Genomic DNA, 19,342 nt, shown 5'->3' with positions numbered 1-19,342 from the left:
GTTGAAGAACGGGGCCGCGGGTGTTTGACCGTTCCCGCCGCGGCGAGCATGCCTTGCTGATCCAGCCCTATGCGGGAGGGCCGCTGGAGGACGACGTGCTGGAGGAGTTCGCCGACCTGGCGCGCTCCGCCGGCGCCAGCATCGCCGCCACGCTGACCGCGCGCATCGACAAGCCGAGCCCGTCGACGCTGATCGGCAGCGGCAAGCTGGAAGAGGTCAAGGCCGCGGCCGACGCCACCGGCGCCGACCTGATCCTGGTCAACCACGCGCTGAGCCCCGGCCAGGAGCGCAACCTGGAGAAGTACCTGGAGCGGCGGGTCATCGACCGCACCGGGCTGATCCTGGACATCTTCGCGCAGCGCGCGCGCAGCCACGAGGGCAAGCTGCAGGTGGAGCTGGCGCAGCTGCGCCACATGGCCACGCGGTTGGTCCGCGGCTGGACCCACCTGGAGCGCCAGCGCGGCGGTTCGATCGGCCTGCGCGGCCCTGGCGAAACCCAGCTGGAAACCGACCGCCGCCTGCTGCAGAAGCGGGTCGAACAGCTGCAGAAGCGGCTGGAGAAGGTCGAGGTGCAGCACACCCAGATGCGCCGCGCGCGGGTGCGCAGCGAACTGCCGCGGATCGCGGTGGTCGGCTACACCAACGCCGGCAAGTCGACCCTGTTCAATGCGCTGACCGGCGCCGAGGCCTACGCCGCCGACCAACTGTTCGCAACGCTGGACCCGACCGTGCGCCGCATCGCGCTGCCGGGCGGCAATGCGATGCTGGCCGACACCGTCGGCTTCGTGCGCAACCTGCCGCACGAACTGGTCGCCGCGTTCCGCTCGACCCTGTCCGAGGCGCGCGAGGCCGATTTCCTGCTGCACGTGGTCGATGCCGCCGACCCGCTGCGCGAGGAGCGCATCGCCCAGGTCGACGAGGTGCTGCACGCAGTCGGTGCCGGCGATCTGCCGCAGCTGCTGGTGTTCAACAAGATCGACCGCATCGAGGGCGCCGACGTGCGCCACGACGCGCAGGATGGCGTGCCCGACACCGCGCGCCGCGAGCGGGTCTGGATCTCGGCGCGCGACGGGCGCGGCCTGGACCTGCTGCAGAGCGTGCTCGGCCAGCGCCTGGGCCTGCAGCACGTGCAGGGCAGCCTGCGCCTGCCGTCCAGCGCCGGCCGCCTGCGTTCGCAGCTGCACCAGCTGCAGGTGATCCGCAGCGAGCAGGCCGACGAGGACGGCTGGCTGCTGCAGGTGGACATCCCGATCACCGAGGCCGAACGCCTGGCCGCCAGCGCCGACGGTGCGCCGATCCGCGCGCTGCTGCCGCCGCGCGAGGAAGAAGAGTGGCAACAGCGTTGACCGACGCGGGCGGATGATGCCGTTGCGTTCGATGCCGAGCCGCGTTTCAAACTCGGGCGTTATCGCTTGCGTGCATTTCTGTAGGAGCGACTTCAGTCGGGACGGACGTTACCGGTAACGCCCGTCGCGACTGAAGTCGCTCCCACAGTATCGCCGTCTCGATCGGCAAGCGCTTTCATTGCCGGATGATGGCCGGGGCACGCAGCGCGCCTGCGCCCGGTACATCCGGCCCCGCACCTGCATCACCATCGCTGAAGCCACGCATGCTGTCGCACCGCGCAGGCGCGACAGCGCTGGCGAATTGGGCTACAAAGCGCATTGGTTTCCCGAGCAGCGCCATGAACGTCCCCACCGATCCGGAACTCCTGCAGCTCGCCACTGCGCTCAGCGACCAGTTGCGCACCACGCGCGAGCGCCTGGTCACCGCCGAGAGCTGCAGCGGCGGCTGGATCGCCAAGGCGATGACCGACATCGCCGGCTCCTCGGACTGGTTCGACTGCGGCATGGTCGCCTACAGCTACGAGGCCAAGCAGGCCTTGCTCGGGGTGCGCCCGCAGACGCTGGAGCACCACGGCGCGGTCAGCCGCGAGACGGTGATCGAGATGGTGTCCGGCGCGCTGGTCAATTCCGGCGCCAGCATCGCGGTGGCGGTGACCGGCATCGCCGGCCCCGGCGGCGGTTCGGCCGACAAGCCGGTCGGCACCGTGTGGGTGGGCTGGAAGCGGCGCGGCGGCTACGCCAGCGCGCAACTGTTCCACTTCGACGGCGACCGCGACGCGGTGCGCCGGCAGACCGTCGCCGCGGCGCTGCGCGGCCTGGGCGCGCTGCTGTGAGCGGTGCCGCGCACTTGACCGACAGGCGCTAGGCGCCGCCATGTGGGAGGCGCTGAGCACCGTTCGCGACCTGGGGCGATTGCAGGAAATCGCCTCGGTGCTGATCCGCTACGGCTTCGGCGACGTGGTCCGCCGCATCGGCATGGCCGACGTGCTGGAGCGCGCCGGACGCCTGCTGCACTGGCACAACGCCGAGGAAATGCTGCGCATGTCGGCGCCGCAGCGGGTGCGGCGCGCGCTGCAGGATCTCGGCCCGACCTTCGTCAAGCTCGGCCAGGTGCTGGCCACGCGCGTGGACCTGCTGCCGCCGGACTGGATCGACGAACTCGGCGAGCTGCAGAACGCGGCGCCGGCGCTGCCCTACGAACAGATCCTGCCGCACCTGATCGAGTCGCTGGGCGAGGCGCCGTCGGCGATCTTCGCCCAGGTCGAGGAGGTCCCGCTGGCCGCCGCCTCGCTGGCGCAGACCCACCGCGCCTGGCTGCACGACGGCACGCCGGTGGTGATGAAGGTGCGCCGCCCCGGCATCCGCGACGTGATCGAGGCCGACCTGCGGTTGCTGGCGCGGCTGGCGGAGATCGTCGAGGCGCGCGCGGCCGACCTCAAGCGCTACCACCCGGCGGAGGTGGTGCACCAGTTCACCCTGTCGCTGCGGCGCGAACTGGACTTCGCCGGCGAATGCCGCAACGCCGAGCGCATCGCCGCCAATTTCCAAGGCCACGACGAGATCGTGATCCCGCGCGTGCACTGGCAATGGACCTGCGAGGCGCTCAACGTGCAGGATTTCGTCGCCGGCATCGGCGGGCGCGATCTGGCCGGGGTCGACGCCGCCGGCCTGGACCGGCGCCGGCTCGCCCGCGTCGGCGCCGACATCGTGCTGAAGATGGTGCTCGAGGACGGCTGCTTCCACGCCGACCCGCATCCCGGCAACATCTTCTACCTGCCGGGCGAACGCATCGCGGTGATCGATTTCGGCATGGTCGGGCGCATCTCCGAGCAGCGCCGCTACCAGGTGGTGCAGCTGCTGCACGGACTGGTCACCCAGGAAGCCGAAGCGGTCGCCGACGTGCTGCTGGAGTGGACCGACGGCGACGTCGAGATCGACGAGGCGCGGCTGCAGCTGGAGATCGCCGGGTTCGTCGACCAGTACCGCGGCGTGCCGCTGAAGGAACTGCGGATCGGCGCGATGCTCGGCGACGTCACCGCGATCCTGCGCCAGCACGCGCTGGCGCTGCCGGCCGACCTGGCGCTGATGATCAAGACCTTCCTGACCCTGGAAGGGGTGGGGCGCCAGCTCGATCCGGACTTCGACATGGCCAGCGCCGCGGCGCCGTACCTGGAGCGGGTGATGCTGCAGCGCTTCGCCCCGCGCGCGATGGCCAAGCGCGGCCGCCGCACCGTGCTCGGCGCGCTGGAACTGCTCGGCGACCTGCCGCGCGACACCCGCCGGCTGCTGCAGGCGGCGCGGCGCGGGCGGCTACAGCTCAACGTCGAGACCACCTCGCTGAAGGGGTTCGGCGACCAGGTCAACCGGGCCGCCAACCGGCTGACCATGGGCATCGTCACCGCGGCGCTGATCATCGGGTCCTCGATCGTGATGAACAGCGTCGGCGGCGTCTCCAGCCGCTGGCTGCTGGCGATCGGCGTGGGCGGCTTCATCGGCGCGGCGCTGTCGGGCGTGTGGATCCTGATCTCGATCTGGCGCAGCGGCCGCTGAGCGGAGCGGGCGGCACTGTCGAAGAATGCAACTGCCGTGCGCGTGCGCGAAGGGCCGTGTCTGCGCCGTACGTGGCCGACGCTTGTGTGCCGTGGGTGGCCGCAATCGCACGGTGCCCTTGGATGTCCGGCCACGGCATGGCGACCCCTGGCCTGGGCGCTGATGTCCAGGCTGGGCCCGGGGTCAGCGCCTCGCGGCCGCTGCCGTAGCGGCGACGTTCCCGCCACAGGCCACGCAACAGTTGCCCATTTCCGTTTTTAGTAGTATTACTACTAACCATGGAACTGACCGAAACCCAGCAAGCGATCCTCGACCTGATCGCCGAGCGCATCGAGCACGACGGCGCGCCGCCGTCGCAGACCGAGATCGCCCGCGCCTTCGGCTTCAAGGGCGTGCGCGCCGCCCAATACCACCTGGAAGCCCTGGAGCAGGCCGGCGCGATCCGCCGCGTGCCCGGCCAGGCGCGCGGCATCCGGCTGGTGACCGGCGCGGCCGCACCGGCGCCGGCACCGCAGGTCGACAGCGCCGACATCCTGCGCCTGCCGGTGCTGGGGCGGGTCGCCGCCGGCCTGCCGATCGGCGCGGACATCGGCTCGGACGATTTCGTGGTGCTGGACCGGGTGTTCTTCTCGCCCGCGCCGGATTACCTGCTGAAGGTGCAGGGCGACTCGATGCGCGACGAAGGCATCTTCGACGGCGACCTGATCGGCGTGCACCGCACCCGCGACGCCCGCTCCGGGCAGATCGTGGTGGCGCGGATCGACGAGGAGATCACGGTCAAGCTGCTGAAGATCGGCAAGGACCGCATCCGCCTGCTGCCGCGCAACCCGGACTACGCGCCGATCGAGGTCCTGCCCGACCAGGATTTCGCCATCGAAGGCCTGTACTGCGGCCTGTTGCGCCCCAACCGCTGAACGTCCTTGCGTGAGCAAGGAATCCGCTACACGGCAGGCCGGAGTTTCCCGACCCGCCACCTCGCTGTTCGCCGCTGCTGTAGACCTGCCCGGACGAATTATTTTTTCTTTGCCCCGCACTGTCTCAGCCTGTGCGATACCTGGCCGCTAAATTGAACCTACCCCGCAAATCACCCTCACCTCCGAAGGACACCAAAATGGACGAGAACAAGAAGCGCGCGCTCGCCGCCGCCCTGAGCCAGATCGAGAAGCAGTTCGGCAAGGGATCGGTGATGCGGATGGGCGATCGCGTCATCGAAGCCGTGGAAGTGATTCCGACCGGCTCGCTGATGCTGGACATCGCGCTGGGCATCGGCGGCCTGCCGAAGGGCCGCGTCGTCGAGATCTACGGTCCGGAATCCTCGGGCAAGACCACCCTGACCCTGCAGGCCATCGCCGAATGCCAGAAGAAGGGCGGCACCGCCGCCTTCATCGACGCCGAGCACGCGCTGGACCCGATCTACGCGGCCAAGCTCGGCGTCAACGTCGACGAGCTGCTGCTGTCGCAGCCCGATACCGGCGAGCAGGCCCTTGAGATCGCCGACATGCTGGTGCGCTCGGGTTCGGTCGACATCGTGGTGGTCGACTCGGTTGCCGCGCTGACCCCGAAGGCCGAAATCGAAGGCGAGATGGGCGACCAGCTGCCGGGTCTGCAGGCCCGCCTGATGAGCCAGGCGCTGCGCAAGCTGACCGGCAACATCAAGCGCTCCAACACGCTGGTGGTGTTCATCAACCAGCTGCGCATGAAGATCGGCGTGATGATGCCCGGCCAGAGCCCGGAAGTGACCACCGGCGGCAACGCGCTGAAGTTCTACGCCTCGGTGCGCCTGGACATCCGCCGCATCGGCGCGATCAAGAAGGGCGACGAGATCATCGGCAACCAGACCAAGATCAAGGTGGTCAAGAACAAGCTGGCGCCGCCGTTCAAGCAGGTCATCACCGAGATCCTGTACGGCGAGGGCATCAGCCGCGAAGGCGAACTGATCGACATGGGCGTGGAAGCCAAGTTGGTCGAAAAAGCCGGTGCCTGGTACAGCTACGGCAGCGAGCGCATCGGCCAGGGCAAGGACAACTCGCGCCAGTACCTGCGCGACAACCCGCAGGTGGCGGCGAAGCTGGAAAGCGAGCTGCGCGAGAAGTTCCAGCCGACGGAAATCGCGCCGAGCGCGGCCGAGGCTGAAGACGCCGACGCTGACGTCGAGGCGTGATGGTGTTCTGCCGGGGGAGCGGTGGAGTCAGTGCCGCTTGTCTCCCTCGGCAGTCTTGAGCAAGCCAGGAGGGCGGGTGCCAGGGACGGCACATTGATCGTGATGGCGAACCTCCATGGGTGACGACGAACAAGCACAGCAACCGCGCCGGCGCCGCCGGCAGCCGGAACAGACGCCGCTGCAGAAGGCCCTGGGCCTGCTGGTGCGCCGCGAACATTCGCGCAAGGAACTGACCCGCAAGTTGCGGGTACGCGGCGTGGAGCCGGACGTCGCCGCCGCCGCGGTGGAGCGCCTGGCCGGCGAGGGCTGGCAGGACGATGGCCGCTTCGCCGAACTGCTGGTGCGCAGCCGCGCCAATACCGGCTACGGGCCCTTGCACATCCGTGCCGAACTGGGCACCCATGGCCTGGACAGCGAGGCCATCGCCACCGCGATGGCCGCATTCGACGGCGACTGGACCGAAAACGCCCGCGATCTGGTGCAGCGGCGCTTCGGCGCGGCCGGGCCGGTGGACCTGCAACAGCGGCGCAAGGCCGCCGACCTGCTGGCGCGGCGCGGTTTCGATGGCGACAGCATCCGCGCGGCCACGCGCTACGAGCCGGAGGACTGAGCGGGCCGGGCCTGCTAACCTTGGCGGATCGCCTTGTCCGGTTTCCGCACGCCCTCATCTTGAGGGGGTACGCCCGGAAACCCGTCCGCTCGTCTATAGCCAGCCCATGAACGCACCCGCCAAATTCTCCACCTCCCAGATCCGCAGCGACTTCCTCGAGTTCTTCAACTCCAAGGGCCATACCATCGTTCCGTCCGCGCCGCTGGTGCCGGGCAACGATCCGACGCTGCTGTTCACCAATTCCGGCATGGTGCAGTTCAAGGACGTGTTCCTGGGCGCCGAGAAGCGCAGCTACGTGCGCGCGGCCGACGTGCAGCGCTGCCTGCGCGCCGGTGGCAAGCACAACGACCTGGATTCGGTCGGCTACACCGCGCGCCACCACACTTTCTTCGAAATGCTGGGCAACTGGTCGTTCGGCGACTACTTCAAGAAGGAGGCGATCGCCTGGGCCTGGGAACTGTTGACCCAGGTCTGGAAGCTGCCCGCCGAGCGCCTGCTGGTCACCGTCTACCACACCGACGAACAGGCCTACGAACTGTGGCGCGACATGATCGGGGTGCCGCCGGAACGGATCGTGCGCATCGGCGACAACAAGGGCGCGCCGTACGCCTCGGATAATTTCTGGCAGATGGCCGATACCGGCCCCTGCGGCCCGTGCACCGAGATCTTCTACGACCATGGCGCGCACATCGCCGGCGGCCCCCCGGGCTCGCCGGACGAGGACGGCGACCGCTTCATCGAGATCTGGAACCTGGTGTTCATGCAGTTCGACCGCCAGCCCGACGGCACCCTGGTGCCGTTGCCGGCGCCGTGCGTGGACACGGGCATGGGCCTGGAGCGCCTGGCCGCGATCCTGCAGCACGTGCACAGCAACTACGAGATCGACCTGTTCCAGGCGCTGATCCGCCACGCCTCCGAGCTGACCGGCATGGCCGACCTGGAGAACAAGTCGCTGCGCGTGATCGCCGACCATATCCGCGCCTGCTCGTTCCTGATCGTCGACGGCGTGCTGCCGTCCAACGAGGGCCGCGGCTATGTGCTGCGCCGGATCATCCGCCGCGCCCTGCGCCACGGCTGGATGCTCGGCGTGCGCCAGCCGTTCTTCCACAAGATGGCGGCCACCCTGTCCGAGCTGATGGGCGAGGCCTATCCGGAACTGCCGGCGGCGCTGCCCACCGTGCAGCGGGCGCTGCAGGCCGAGGAGGAGCGTTTCGCCGAGACCCTCGACGCCGGCATGAAGATCTTCGACGAGATCGCCGCCCGGGCCAACGGCAGCATCCCCGGTGCCGATGCGTTCCGCCTGTACGACACGTACGGCTTCCCGGTCGACCTCACCGCCGACATCGCCCGCGAACGCGGCATGGACGTGGACATGGCCGGTTTCGAGACCGCGATGGAGCGCCAGCGCGAGACCGCGCGCGCGGCGGGCAAGTTCGGCGGCGGCACCACGCTGCCGGCCGATCTGGTGGCGCAGCTCGCGCCCACCGGCTTCCTCGGCTACGACGCCTTGCAGGCCGATGGACTGAAGGTGGTCGCGCTGTTGAAGGACGGACGCCCGGTCGAGTCGATCGCGGCCGGCGATGCGGCGATCGTGCTGCTCGATCGCACCCCGTTCTACGCCGAATCCGGCGGTCAGGTCGGCGACCTGGGCCAGCTGAGCGCGGACGGCGTGCTGTTCGAGGTCGAGGAGACGCAGAAGTTCGCCGGCCAATTCCATGGCCACGTCGGGCAGTTGCGCAGCGGCCGCCTGCAGATCGGCGCCACGCTGTCGGCGCAGGTCGACAGCGCGCGCCGCGGCGCCACCATCCTCAACCATTCCGCCACCCATCTGCTGCACGCCGCGCTGCGCGAGGTGCTCGGCACCCACGTGCAGCAGAAAGGCTCGCTGGTCGCGCCGGACCGGTTGCGCTTCGACTTCTCGCACTTCCAGCCGATGAGCGCCGAGGAACTGGCGGTGATCGAGCGCAAGGTCAACGCGCAGGTGCGCGCCAACCATGCGGTCGAAGTGCACCACATGGGCATGCAGGAGGCGCTGGACTTCGGCGCGATGGCGCTGTTCGGCGAGAAGTACGGCGAACGCGTGCGCGTGCTGCGCATGGGCGACTATTCCACCGAGCTGTGCGGCGGCACCCATGTCGCGCGCACCGGCGACATCGGCCTGTTCAAGATCACCAGCGAGGGCGGCGTGTCCGCCGGCGTGCGCCGCATCGAGGCGGTGACCGGGCAGGGCGCCCTGGACCATGTGGCGGCGGAGGAAGCCAAGCTGCGCGAGGCGGCCGAGCTGGTCGGCGGCAGCGCCGGCGACGTGGTCGACAAGATTCGCCAGCTGGGCGACAAGCACAAGCGCCTGGAGCGCGAACTGGAAGCGCTCAAGGCCAAGCTGGCCTCCGGTGCCACCGCCGATCTGGCCACCGCGGCGGTCGACGTGGGCGGAGTCAAGGTGCTCGCCGTACGCCTGGAAGGCTTCGATGCCAAGGCCCTGCGCGAGGCCATGGACCGCCTGAAGCAGCAGTTGGGCGACAGCGTGATCGTGTTGGCCGGGGCCAGCGAGGGCAAGGCGGCCCTGGTGGCCGGGGTGAACGGTAGCCCAATGGGACGGGTCAAGGCCGGGGAACTGTTGGGCCATATCGCCAGTCAGATCTCGGGCAAGGGCGGCGGCCGCCCGGATCTCGCCCAGGGTGGTGGCGAGGACGGGCCCGCCCTTGCCCTTGCGCTCGAGGGCGTGCCCGCCTGGGTCAAGCAACATCTCCCCTGAACATGAAGCTGCGCCGCCTTGCTGGCAGGGCGCGGCTTCCCTTAACATCGATCTTCTTTTCCCTTTCGTTATGGGGCGCCCCGTCGGGACGCCGTACCGGTGGGAATCACCGGTTCCCTGGAGAATTTAAAACATGTTGATCCTGACTCGCCGGGTAGGCGAAACCTTGATGATCGGCGATTCGGTCACCGTGACGGTGCTTGGGGTCAAGGGCAATCAAGTGCGCATCGGCATCACCGCGCCGAAGGATGTGGCGGTGCATCGCGAAGAGATCTATCAGCGCATCCAGCGCGGTGACGAGCCGACCTCGCACGGCGGCGGCCATGGCGATCAATCTGCCGATTGATGGGCCGAAAGGGTTTACCTGAGACCCAACAAACCGGTATCCTTCGCGCCCGGTCGCGGAATATCCGCAACGCATGAATCCGGAGTGATGCCCGAGCGGCTGAAGGGGCTCCCCTGCTAAGGGAGTATAGGGTCAAAAGCTCTATCGAGGGTTCGAATCCCTCTCACTCCGCCAGTGTCAAGGAAACGCCCGCAAATCAACGATTTGCGGGCGTTTTTCTTTTCGGCCACCTTGGACACTCGCTTGGACACTTCCATGCGGGTAGCGCACTACCTCACCCGCGGCGAGACCGGCCGCTGCTACGTTCGTTTGCGCATTCCTGCGGATCTGCAGGCGCGCTTCGGCCGTAAAGTCGTCAAGCGGAGCACCGGCACGACCTGCGATCGCGCCGTGCTTGGCTACGCGTTGCTGATGCAGCAGCGCTATGCTCGAGCCTTCGCAGCCATCAGGAACGGCAGCATGGGATCAGAGCTGGATGAGCTCTGGGGAGCCTGGAGGGCACGTCGTCGCTCGAGCTGATCCTCAAGGACGTGAAGCTGGCCGGTCGCGGTGTCGGGAGGTCATTGGCATTCAGGTGCTAAAACTTGCCACGGTCGTGTGTTTACCGAACAGCGGCGGACCTCGGTCTGCGGCGTGCCCCAAGCTCAAGGCCAGCCAGGCAGCGACGGCGCAGTGGCGATGAGCCGCGAAGGGGAGGCGATGCTTCGAAGGCAGGGCTGGAGGCCTCCTATGGCGAGGCCAAGAGGCGGTTCCGCCGAGCCGCGCCAGGAGAGTGCCCCATGACGCGCTTGTAGGCGCGACTGAAAGCTGCCTGCGACGCGTAGCCGAGACGCTCTGCCACTGCCTCTATGGATAGGCTCTGGTGGGTCAACCATTGGCTTGCCAACTGCATTCGCAGCTCAGTCACGTAACGCAGGGGCGCGGTTCCAATGACGCTCTGGAACCGATCGGCGAACACGGATCTTGAGACGTTTGATTCTGCAGCCAGCGCTTCGACGGTCCAATCGCGCCCGGGGTCTCTGTGCAGGGCAAGCAACGACAGCGATAGACGAGGGTCGCGCATGGCCATGACCAAGCCTGACGCTCCTTCGCAACCGCGCTCGACCCAGTCACGGACGATCATGGCGGCGACTGCATCCGCCAGCCGGGCGAGTATTCCGGCAAATCCAATACGTCCTGAACACACCTCGCGCTTCATCGCGTCGACCATCGGCAACAGCCCAGGAAACTGAGCGGCGTTGCCATCGGCCAACATCACGGCCGGCATCAACTTGCTCAACCCATGCATGCCACCCAGATCGAACACCATGCATCCGTGGAAGAGCACAGCGCTTGGCACGGGATGTGTGCTCGGGCATGTGTCTATCCCGCTCACCGCGTCACCTAGTGGGGCTGCGTCTATCGTTTCTAAGCACTGGACTGGATGGTCCTCGCCAGACGACAACGCGTGTCCTTCTCCGCGGGGAACAAGCACGACGTCCCCGGCGGATAGAAGGTGTTGGCTGCCGTCCGCGCCACGAAGAATCGCATTGCCCACCGCCAAGTAGTGGAAGTAGGCATGCCCTGGCTTCGGGGGAAATCCAAGCCCAAAGGTCGGCCCGGTCTGAATGCGTCGGTATTGGACGCCATGTAACCGCATGCCGGTCAGCAGCTGGCTGATTAGGTCGGTGGGCTGGGGTGGAGCGTGGCTCATCGAGGCCGCCAGGGGTTTCGATCAAAAATACAGGTCGGACAATCATAGATCATCCTGACTTGGCTCCATAGACTCTCGGCTGCACGATTGCACTGGGATCTTTGATGAGTAATGACGTAGTTGATGCCGCAGGCGCGCCTGATTCTGTGGCATGGGGCAGCGGGGAGCCGTCCTCATCGGCGTGGGTGGCCGTGTTTTCGCTGGCCATGGGTGTCTTTGGGCTGCTCACGGCCGAATATCTGCCTGCCAGCCTGTTGACGCCGATGGCGGCGGATCTGGGTGTGTCGGAGGCGCTGGCCGGTCAAGCAGTGACGGTCACTGCTGTGGTGGCCCTGTTCGCTGGTCTGCTTGTGCCTCGGCTGACCCGTTCGATGGACAGGCGCCTGGTGCTGTTGAGTTTCACGGGTCTGATGATCCTCTCCAACGCCTTGGTGGCGCTGTCTTCCAGCATGGGAGTCCTCCTGGCGATGCGAGTCCTTCTGGGCGTCGCGCTGGGCGGTTTCTGGAGCATGGCAGCGGCCGTGGCCATGCGGTTGGTGCCACCACAGCGCGTGCCTCGCGCGCTTTCGATCATCTTCAGCGGGATTGCGGTCGGCACGGTGGTATCCGTTCCGTTGGGGAGCTACCTGGGAGGGCTGCTGGGCTGGCGCAGCGCCTTCTGGGCTGCGACGGCGGTAGGTGGACTCACTTTTGCATTCCAGTGGTTCACGCTGCCCCGAATGGCCCCGCGCAAGGCGGCACTCCCAGAGTCGGTGGTGGGGCTCTTGCGCCGGCCAGGCGTTGCGGTCGGAATGCTGGGCTGCGTTCTGGCGCACACCGGTCAATACTCGCTCTTTACCTATATCCGCCCAACGCTGGAGAGCCTGGGGCAGATGAGCGCCGATGGCCTGGCGCTGATTCTGCTCGGATTCGGTGTGGCGAACTTTGTCGGCACACTACTGGCCGGCTGGCTCATGGAGCGCAGTTTGAAAGTCACTTTGGTGATCATGCCTGCCTTGGTAGGCGTAGCCGCGCTCGGCATGGTCCTGTTGCCGGTGGGCGTTGGCGGGCTATCGTTCCTTGTCGCGCTCTGGGGCCTGGCCTTCGGTGGCGTGCCCGTTGCCTGGTCGAGCTGGGTCGCACGTGCCGTGCCCGACCAAGCCGAGAGTGCCGGCGGGATGGTCGTCGCCGCGGTGCAGTCCTCTATCGCGGCGGGGGCCGCCTTGGGCGGCCTGGTGTTCGGACTGGGGGGCATCATTGCAGTCCTCATTGTTGCCGCGGCGGTGATGCTCCTCGCTAGCCTGCTCATTGCGTTCCGAGTCAGGGTGAACTCGCCGACATCCTCCCAAGTCCCCGCATCGCATTTTTAGAGGATGGTGCCCTGGCTATCGCTCTTGGGGCCGGGGCGCCTACGAAGACCCAACCGAGCAATGAGGAGCCGGCTTCTCCTGGGCTTGATCCTTCAGCGCATCCGACATGAAATCTAACGGCCGCCCTGAAACTTGAAGGTGAAGCGAGCGGCGGACGCGGCGGTCTCCCCACCGAGGGGGACGGGTGTTGCGTCGACCAGCGTCAACATGCCATCGGCAACAGGGACCGGAATACCCAGCGTGAGGTCGATCTGTTTGGACCAGCCGCCACCGAGCACTGTCGCCCTGACGATCAGCCGTCCCGCGTGAATGCATTGAACGTCGACCGGGCAACGGCTGTCTTCGATGACGCGTTCGGGGCGCACCCTGGGCCCATCGACCGCGGCAATTTCTCCCAGACGCACAGGACCTTCGATGGGACGGCTCGCGACTGGACCACCTGCCGCGCATCCTGCAAGCGAGATGGCCACAAGCGAGGCAAGCACCAGGGTTCGGACGGGATGGATACGTTCCACGGCGGTGGTCATGCTCGCGTGTTGTGGGGATAGAACTGATGGGCTCGGCAAGCTGTGCTCATGTATCGATTGCCTCAATGTGATGCGGCATCAGTTCACCATGGTGCTCTGGCAAGCGCCAGTCGCTTTGCTTGTCGTCGAGGGTGGAGAGGTGTGGGATGGTCGGGTTATCGGCATGGTCGGATCCCGAACAGGCGCGCAATCTCTATGGCGTCGAACGCCGGACGACATTGAGGCATAGTGAATCAAGCGGAAACGGTTCTGGCCCCTGGATGGTGCGGAGTGGTTCGCTCCGGCCCATCACTTAAGGCCCCCCGACCTTGGTCGGGAGAGCCGATACCTACCTCAGTCGCGGGCATTGTCCCGCGCCTTGCCGACTTCGCTTTGCACCTTGCCAACGCCCTTCTGAAGCTTGCCTTCGACTTCCTGCGTCTTGCTTCCGGTGACCTTGCCGGCGACTTCTTTGATGGTGCCCTTGACCTGGTTCTTGGCGCCTTCGGTGCGATTCTTGTCCATGTTCAACTCCACCAGTAAGTGAGTGCCCGTGAGTGGGCACCGTCACGCTGCGCGCAGGCCGGTATGGCTCGGGTGAAGATTGGGCTGGCTTGGCAATGCCGTTTAGGCACGGGGCGGTTTGAGTGCCGACGCCCGCATCCGCACAGCAGCACTTCCTGTCAGGGCACACCCATCCCACTGCATGGTCCAAGGTCCCCCATCAGGGCGGGCGCAGCGTGCTTGCTCTCACCAGCACTGGGCCTCTCAAAAGGACCTTGGCTTCGCTGTCCGACCGCAAGGACAGGCCTCCTCCTCGACGCTGACGCTTTGTTGCGGCCCTACGTTGTGCGCCGCTTGCGCGGTGCTCACTCCGGGTGCGGTCGAGCCTGACGCTTCGCCTGCCGGTTCCGACGAGGTGCCTTTCGCGCCGGTGGAGAGAATCGATGAAGCGACCCAAGCCCGGAAGGCCCAATACCAGCTCCAGATGGACGAGGAGGGCATCTTGCTCGCAGCAGCCAACATCCTGAGCAACGCCTGCGGCGGCTGGGCCACATCACAGCCCCGAGCAGGCAGGCAGCTACCTGGTCGCCCGCTGCGCCCACCTGCTGCACGAAGTCTTCGGCGTCGTCTTCCTCGACACCAAGCACCACATGGCCACCGAGCACTTGTTCACCGGCACCACCAACAGCTGCGAAGTCCACAATCGGGTGGTCGCCAAGCGCGCCCTGGAACTCAATGCGGTCGCCGTCATCCTCTTCCACAACCATCCGAGCGGGAATCCGGAGCCCCAGTGAAGCCGACCGCCAGGTCACCGAGCGCCTGAAGAAAGCCTTGGGTCTGCTGGACATTCGAGTCTCGACCACCTGTCATCGGTGGTATGGGCAGCACCTAGAAACTCGAAAATCGCCCGCGGCTGCTTAGGTCTTTTTCTGTCCGACCAGCCCCGCGTCGAACGCCTGCCTCGCCGCATAGACGGCGGCCCGGTTCTGCATGGCCCATTCACCCAGCGCGCGGGCAGGCAGGAGGATCGACCGGCCGAGGTCTGTCAGGGCGTAGTCGACACGCGGCGGGATGGTTGGCGTCACCGTCCGGGTAATGAAGCCGTCGCGCTCGAGACCCCGAACGGTCAGGGTCAGCATCTTTTGAGAAACGCCGCCGATGACACGCTTCAGTTCATTGAAGCGGTGCGGTCTCTCACCGAGCGCGGCGATCACCAGGATGCTCCATTTGTCACCGACGCGCGCCAGCACCTCGCTGACCTGCATGCAGTCGTCGGCCGAATGAATCTCTGAGCTGTCAGTCACTTGGATGTGCCTTCGGTTACGACAATGTGCCGTCTTGCGGCCAAAACTTCGCTGGATTATCGTCCTCGCAGGCACAAATTGGAAGTGAGGCACAAATTGAAACTACTGCGTATCGACAGCGCTATCACCGGTGAGGGGTCGGTCAGCCGCAAACTGACGGCCGACGTCGTCTCCCGTTTTCGCCAAGCCCATCCCGCTATTGAGGTGGCGTACCGAGACCTCGTCGCCGAGCCGCTCGACCATCTCACCTTGGCGGACATGCCTCCGCCCGGCCAGAGCACGCCCGTGCTCGAACAATTCCTGGCGGCCGACGTGGTCGTGGTCGGCGCCCCCATGTACAACTTCACCCTGCCGACCCAGCTCAAGGCTTGGATCGACCGGATCCTCGTGGCCGGGAAGACCTTCCGGTATTCCGAAACAGGCCCAGTCGGTCTCGTGGCCAGCAAGAGGATCATCATCGCAGTCGCGCGCGGTGACCTCTATAGCGCAGGTTCGCCTTCAGCAGCGGCGGAACACCTCGAAACCTATCTCCGGACCGCCTTCGGTTTCGTCGGCGCCACGCCGGAGTTCGTGATCGCCGAAGGCATGCTCATCGGACCCGATGTCCGGGCCGCCGCGATCGCGAACGCTGATCAGGCGGTCGCGGCGTTGGCCACTTAGGCCTCGGTCGAACCGCGGCGCCTTCACGATAAGCAAGGATCACAGAGATGACCAATCAACGTCGACTTCAATCCGTTCGACCCGCCAGCCGTCAGGACCTTGGCAACTTGTACACGAGACACGTCTTCTCGGTGACCGATGCACTCGACCCGTTCCTGTTGCTCGCCCATCATGGGCCGCAAACCTTCCCGCCAGGCAGCACGATGCCCGAGTTCGGTCCGCATCCGCATCGTGGCTTTGAAACGGTCACCTTCCTGCTGGCCGGCGATTCCATCCATCAAGACTCAGACGGTCGTGAGGTCATGACCCACGCCGGTGGTGTGCAATGGATGACGGCGGGATCCGGTGTGGTGCATAGCGAGAAGTCGCCGGACGACTTCTGGTCGCGGGGCGGCGATCTCGAGGTTCTACAGCTTTGGGTCAACCTGCCTTCGCGGCTCAAGATGACGCCGCCGCGCCTCGAAAACATCCAGCCGACCGATATCGTCCCGGTTCCTCTGCCGAACGACGCTGGCAAGCTGAATCTGATTTCAGGAAGATTCGGCGGGCGGACCGGCCCCGTGGACTCGCTCACGGGCGTGTTCGTCTCGACCGTCTTCCTTGCTGCCAGCGGGCGTGTAGCGCTTACAGCGCCCGCCGGGCGACGGGTCTTGTTCTATGTAATCAGGGGACTTCTGACCTTGGCTGAGGCGAGTGTGGGCGAAGGCGATTTGGTCCGGTTCGAGGATGACGGAGAGACCATCGAGGTGACCGTCGATGAGGATGCCCTGGTGCTTTTCGCTCATGGCGACGTCATTGGAGAGCCTGTCGTCGCGCGAGGCCCCTTCGTCATGAATACCGACGCCGAGATCAAACAGGCCTACGCCGATTTCCGAAACGGCGCCTTCGGAACGGTCTCGCGCCTGATGGCCGGCAGCGAGCAAGTGCGAACACTGAAGCGCCAGTTCAGTGCCTGACTTGGCTGTCTTCTCCGTCTGCCATTGTCAGCCGCGAGGCGCCGCGCGAACGTGCTTGGTTGCGGATGTCGTGATCGTCGCGGCTTTCCACATGCCTCAACAGCGTGCCGACCAACTCAGCGTCTTCTAGCGCTTCTGCGCCAGCCAGGAACACAAGCTCTGCGACTCGTATGCGTCGCTTGGTTTCTTCGCGGCGCTGTTGTTCCTTCGCTCTCGCCGCTTGGCGCTGACTGGCTAAAAACTCCTTCGCATGCAGCTGGGCCAGTCGTTCTGTGGCTCGCTGGATTCCCTCGCTTGGCTGCTGGAACGGTGGGCAGCCTTGGCTGCAGCGCAAGTTCCCGGCTCCCATTCACGCAAGTGGACAGGTAGAGGATGAGTAGACAAGTAGGGGATGGGCGAAGCGCACAGCTTCGTTCTTGCTGTTCCCATCACGCAGCCTCGTGCAAAAAGGCTCCTACTTGCCCGCCGATCCAACAGGCCTGGCCTTGAGAGCCGTATTCACGCATCGGGAGAGCCACATGCGCCGCATCTTGTCCGTAGCACTGCTCGGGTTGTTGGTAGGTCACGCGCACGCGCAGCAGGGGGACGGCACCGACGTGCCGGCGCAGGTGCACACGTTCAAGCCCGACAAGGTGGATGCCACGCCCAGGCAAATCGCGGGGCTGAAGGTTCCGGCAGGCTTTCAAGTAAAGGCTTTCGCTACCGGGCTGAAGAACGCCCGCATCATCGCGGTGGCGCCGGGCGGCAACATCTACGTCTCCCGGCGCGATCAGGGCGACGTCCTGCTGCTGAAGGATGCCAACGACGACGGCAAGCTCGACGCGCCACCCAAGGTCGTGGCCAATCGATCCGGTGCGCATGGATTGGCGATCCGTGACGGCCAGCTTTACCTGGTCACGGTCAAGGAACTGTTCGTCGCCCCGATCCTGAACGACGGAACCCTTGGGCCGCTCAAGTTGCTGGTCGGCGACCTGCCCGATGGCGGGCAGCATCCGAACCGGACGATGGCGTTCGGTCCCGATGGCATGCTCTATCTGAGCATCGGCTCGACCTGCAACGCGTGCAACGAAACCAATCCTGAGCACGCGACGCTGCTGCGCGTGTCCCCGGATGGCAAGTCCCGCACCATCTTCGCCAGCGGCCTGCGCAACACCATCGGCTTCGACTGGGATCCGAGCACTGGTGAGTTGTGGGGCGTGGACCAGGGCATCGATTTCCTGGGCGACGAGGTCCAGCCCGAGGAACTCAACCACATCGTCAAGGGCAAGCAATACGGCTGGCCTCATATCTGGGGCAAGGACGGGATCAATCCACAGAGCACGCCGCCGGGCGGGATGACGAAGCAGCAGTGGGCGGCCATCAGCGAGCCGATGGTCCTGGGCTACACGGCTCATGCCGCCGCCATGCAGTTCCACTTCTATCGTGGCGCGTCCTTCCCGGCCGATTACAGGGGCGATGCGTTCATCACCTTCCGCGGGTCGTGGAACCGCAAGCCGGCGTCCGGCTACGAGGTGGTCCGGCTGAAGTTCGAGAACGGCAAGCCCGTCGCTTTCGAACCGTTCGTCACTGGCTTCCTGACCGAGGGCGGCACGAAGCACTTCGCGCGTCCCGTGGGTCTGGCGGAAACGGCCAGCGGTGCGCTCTTGGTCTCGGACGATGCCAATGGCGTCATCTATCGCATCTCGGCCAAGGGCGCCTCGACGCGGTCTGCCGAAGCAAAGCAGCCCAACGAAGCGCCGGCAGCGTCGCTTGAGAAGCAGGTCAACCAGGGCAATGGCGTGCCGCTTGCGCTGGCTCGCTCCGAGACCAACGGCAAGGGAACCCTCGCCGTGACTGCGCCTGCATTTGCCAGTGGCGCTGCGATGGACAAGCGCTTCAGCGACTACGCCGACGGCGTCTCGCCGGCGTTGTCCTGGAAGGCGGTCGCCAACGCCAAGTCCTACGTCGTGATCGTGGAAGATCCCGACGCCAAACCCATCACGCCGTTCGTCCATTGGGTTGCGTGGAACATTCCCGCCAAGGTCACCCAACTGCCCGAAGGCCTGCAGGAGCAAATGCGCCTGACCGAGCCCGACGGCATGCTCCAGGGCGCGACGAGCCGCGGTTCGGTCGGCTACTACGGGCCGCATCCGCCGGTGGGCGACCCTCCGCACCACTATCACTTCCAGATCCTTGCACTCGACACGATGCTGGACGTCAAGCCTGGTGCGACCCGAGACGAGGTGCTTGCCGCGGCTTCGGGCCACGTCCTGGCAACGGGCGAAACGGTCGGCACTTACGCGCAAGCTGTGGCTCCACTGAAGTGATCGACGAGTTGGCCCGGTCCTCGGGGGGACCGGGTGGACGCGCGGATCGGTTGCGTGCTGCCTACGCGCTTCAGCCGTTGGGGTTGCTTTCCATGGCGTTCGACCGCTGCACGTGCGATGGCCTGCTTCCGTTGCCGCTTTGGCGAGCTCTCAACCGTGAGTTCACTCGAGGGTGTGCGCGGCACCGGCGCCTGGCAAGGTCAACGCACCTGCATGGCTTTCATCCAGAGAATTTTTAAAGCGATCCCACAGCAGGCCTCGCGTCAACTTGACTTGCTTCCGACCGATGCCGTCGT

At 66.1% G+C, this 19,342-nt stretch carries 18 protein-coding genes, 1 tRNA gene and 1 pseudogene; 15 read left to right on the top strand and 5 right to left on the bottom strand.

The genetic code is table 11. The features are described 5' to 3' along the window. Positions 1–20 precede the first annotated feature (20 nt). From hflX to OCJ37_RS11640, 10 genes are all read left to right on the top strand, one after another. Positions 21–1,346 carry a ribosome rescue GTPase HflX gene (gene hflX / locus OCJ37_RS11685; RefSeq protein ID WP_263109590.1) on the top strand — a complete coding sequence of 442 codons (1,326 nt, stop codon included), beginning with the start codon at positions 21–23 and terminating at the stop codon, positions 1,344–1,346. A 338-nt stretch (positions 1,347–1,684) separates the two neighbouring features. Beyond that, positions 1,685–2,179 carry a CinA family protein gene (locus OCJ37_RS11680; RefSeq protein WP_263109588.1) on the top strand — a complete coding sequence of 165 codons (495 nt, stop codon included), beginning with the start codon at positions 1,685–1,687 and terminating at the stop codon, positions 2,177–2,179. A 40-nt stretch (positions 2,180–2,219) separates the two neighbouring features. Then, positions 2,220–3,896, top strand: a complete 1,677-nt coding sequence (locus tag OCJ37_RS11675; RefSeq protein WP_263109586.1) for an ABC1 kinase family protein — start codon at positions 2,220–2,222, stop codon at positions 3,894–3,896. A 278-nt stretch (positions 3,897–4,174) separates the two neighbouring features. Next, positions 4,175–4,810 (top strand): transcriptional repressor LexA, encoded by a 636-nt coding sequence (gene lexA / locus OCJ37_RS11670; RefSeq protein ID WP_263109585.1) that lies wholly within the window; start codon positions 4,175–4,177, stop codon positions 4,808–4,810. A gap of 197 nt (positions 4,811–5,007) precedes the next feature. Beyond that, positions 5,008–6,057 (top strand): recombinase RecA, encoded by a 1,050-nt coding sequence (gene recA / locus OCJ37_RS11665; protein ID WP_263109584.1) that lies wholly within the window; start codon positions 5,008–5,010, stop codon positions 6,055–6,057. A 115-nt stretch (positions 6,058–6,172) separates the two neighbouring features. After that, positions 6,173–6,667 (top strand): recombination regulator RecX, encoded by a 495-nt coding sequence (gene recX / locus OCJ37_RS11660; protein ID WP_263109583.1) that lies wholly within the window; start codon positions 6,173–6,175, stop codon positions 6,665–6,667. 106 nt (positions 6,668–6,773) lie between these two features. Beyond that, positions 6,774–9,422, top strand: coding sequence for an alanine--tRNA ligase (gene alaS / locus OCJ37_RS11655; protein WP_263109582.1), 2,649 nt, complete (start codon positions 6,774–6,776; stop codon positions 9,420–9,422). Between the two features lie 133 nt (positions 9,423–9,555). Then, positions 9,556–9,768, top strand: a complete 213-nt coding sequence (gene csrA, locus OCJ37_RS11650) for a carbon storage regulator CsrA (protein WP_263109581.1) — start codon at positions 9,556–9,558, stop codon at positions 9,766–9,768. An 81-nt stretch (positions 9,769–9,849) separates the two neighbouring features. Continuing rightward, positions 9,850–9,942, top strand: a tRNA-Ser gene (locus OCJ37_RS11645). A 69-nt stretch (positions 9,943–10,011) separates the two neighbouring features. Beyond that, positions 10,012–10,287, top strand: a complete 276-nt coding sequence (locus tag OCJ37_RS11640) for a DUF6538 domain-containing protein (protein ID WP_263109579.1) — start codon at positions 10,012–10,014, stop codon at positions 10,285–10,287. Between the two features lie 208 nt (positions 10,288–10,495). Here the strand turns inward: OCJ37_RS11640 and OCJ37_RS11635 are convergent, their stop codons facing one another. Then, the gene (locus tag OCJ37_RS11635; protein ID WP_263113665.1) at positions 10,496–11,407 is read right to left on the bottom strand and encodes an AraC family transcriptional regulator; all 912 of its coding nucleotides are present in this window, start codon (positions 11,405–11,407) and stop codon (positions 10,496–10,498) included. A gap of 158 nt (positions 11,408–11,565) precedes the next feature. On the opposite strand from OCJ37_RS11635, the gene OCJ37_RS11630 reads away from it, so the two are divergent. After that, a complete protein-coding gene (locus tag OCJ37_RS11630; protein ID WP_263109578.1) occupies positions 11,566–12,810 on the top strand; it encodes an MFS transporter in 1,245 nt (414 codons plus the stop codon). 113 nt (positions 12,811–12,923) lie between these two features. Here the strand turns inward: OCJ37_RS11630 and OCJ37_RS11625 are convergent, their stop codons facing one another. Together OCJ37_RS11625 and OCJ37_RS11620 are read right to left on the bottom strand one after the other, a co-directional pair. Further along, complete coding sequence (locus OCJ37_RS11625; RefSeq protein WP_263109577.1) at positions 12,924–13,337, bottom strand: hypothetical protein; 414 nt, start codon at positions 13,335–13,337, stop codon at positions 12,924–12,926. Between the two features lie 333 nt (positions 13,338–13,670). Next, on the bottom strand, positions 13,671–13,841 hold the full coding sequence (locus OCJ37_RS11620; RefSeq protein WP_081047859.1) for a CsbD family protein: 171 nt from the start codon (positions 13,839–13,841) through the stop codon (positions 13,671–13,673). Positions 13,842–14,304: 463 nt separating this feature from the next. On the opposite strand from OCJ37_RS11620, the pseudogene OCJ37_RS21005 reads away from it, so the two are divergent. Then, positions 14,305–14,686: pseudogene (locus OCJ37_RS21005) on the top strand (JAB domain-containing protein); the annotation flags it as partial. Between the two features lie 51 nt (positions 14,687–14,737). Here OCJ37_RS21005 and OCJ37_RS11610 read toward each other — a convergent pair. Further along, positions 14,738–15,124 carry a winged helix-turn-helix transcriptional regulator gene (locus OCJ37_RS11610; protein ID WP_263109573.1) on the bottom strand — a complete coding sequence of 129 codons (387 nt, stop codon included), beginning with the start codon at positions 15,122–15,124 and terminating at the stop codon, positions 14,738–14,740. Positions 15,125–15,220: 96 nt separating this feature from the next. Between OCJ37_RS11610 and OCJ37_RS11605 the strand changes: the two genes are divergently transcribed. Further along, the gene (locus OCJ37_RS11605; RefSeq protein ID WP_263109571.1) at positions 15,221–15,784 is read left to right on the top strand and encodes an FMN-dependent NADH-azoreductase; all 564 of its coding nucleotides are present in this window, start codon (positions 15,221–15,223) and stop codon (positions 15,782–15,784) included. Between the two features lie 47 nt (positions 15,785–15,831). After that, a complete protein-coding gene (locus tag OCJ37_RS11600) occupies positions 15,832–16,740 on the top strand; it encodes a pirin family protein (RefSeq protein WP_263109569.1) in 909 nt (302 codons plus the stop codon). Here OCJ37_RS11600 and traD read toward each other — a convergent pair. Continuing rightward, a complete protein-coding gene (traD, locus tag OCJ37_RS11595; protein ID WP_263109568.1) occupies positions 16,730–17,089 on the bottom strand; it encodes a conjugal transfer protein TraD in 360 nt (119 codons plus the stop codon). The two genes, OCJ37_RS11600 and traD, sit on opposite strands and share 11 nt — an antisense overlap. Positions 17,090–17,258: 169 nt before the next feature. Between traD and OCJ37_RS11590 the strand changes: the two genes are divergently transcribed. After that, on the top strand, positions 17,259–19,046 hold the full coding sequence (locus OCJ37_RS11590) for a YbhB/YbcL family Raf kinase inhibitor-like protein (protein WP_263109567.1): 1,788 nt from the start codon (positions 17,259–17,261) through the stop codon (positions 19,044–19,046). Positions 19,047–19,342: the final 296 nt, after the last annotated feature.

It is taken from the genome of Xanthomonas sp. AM6 (assembly GCF_025665335.1).
Taxonomy (GTDB): domain Bacteria; phylum Pseudomonadota; class Gammaproteobacteria; order Xanthomonadales; family Xanthomonadaceae; genus Xanthomonas_A.
Note: the sequence above shows the minus strand (reverse complement) of the source record. Positions and strands in the feature narration are given on the sequence as shown.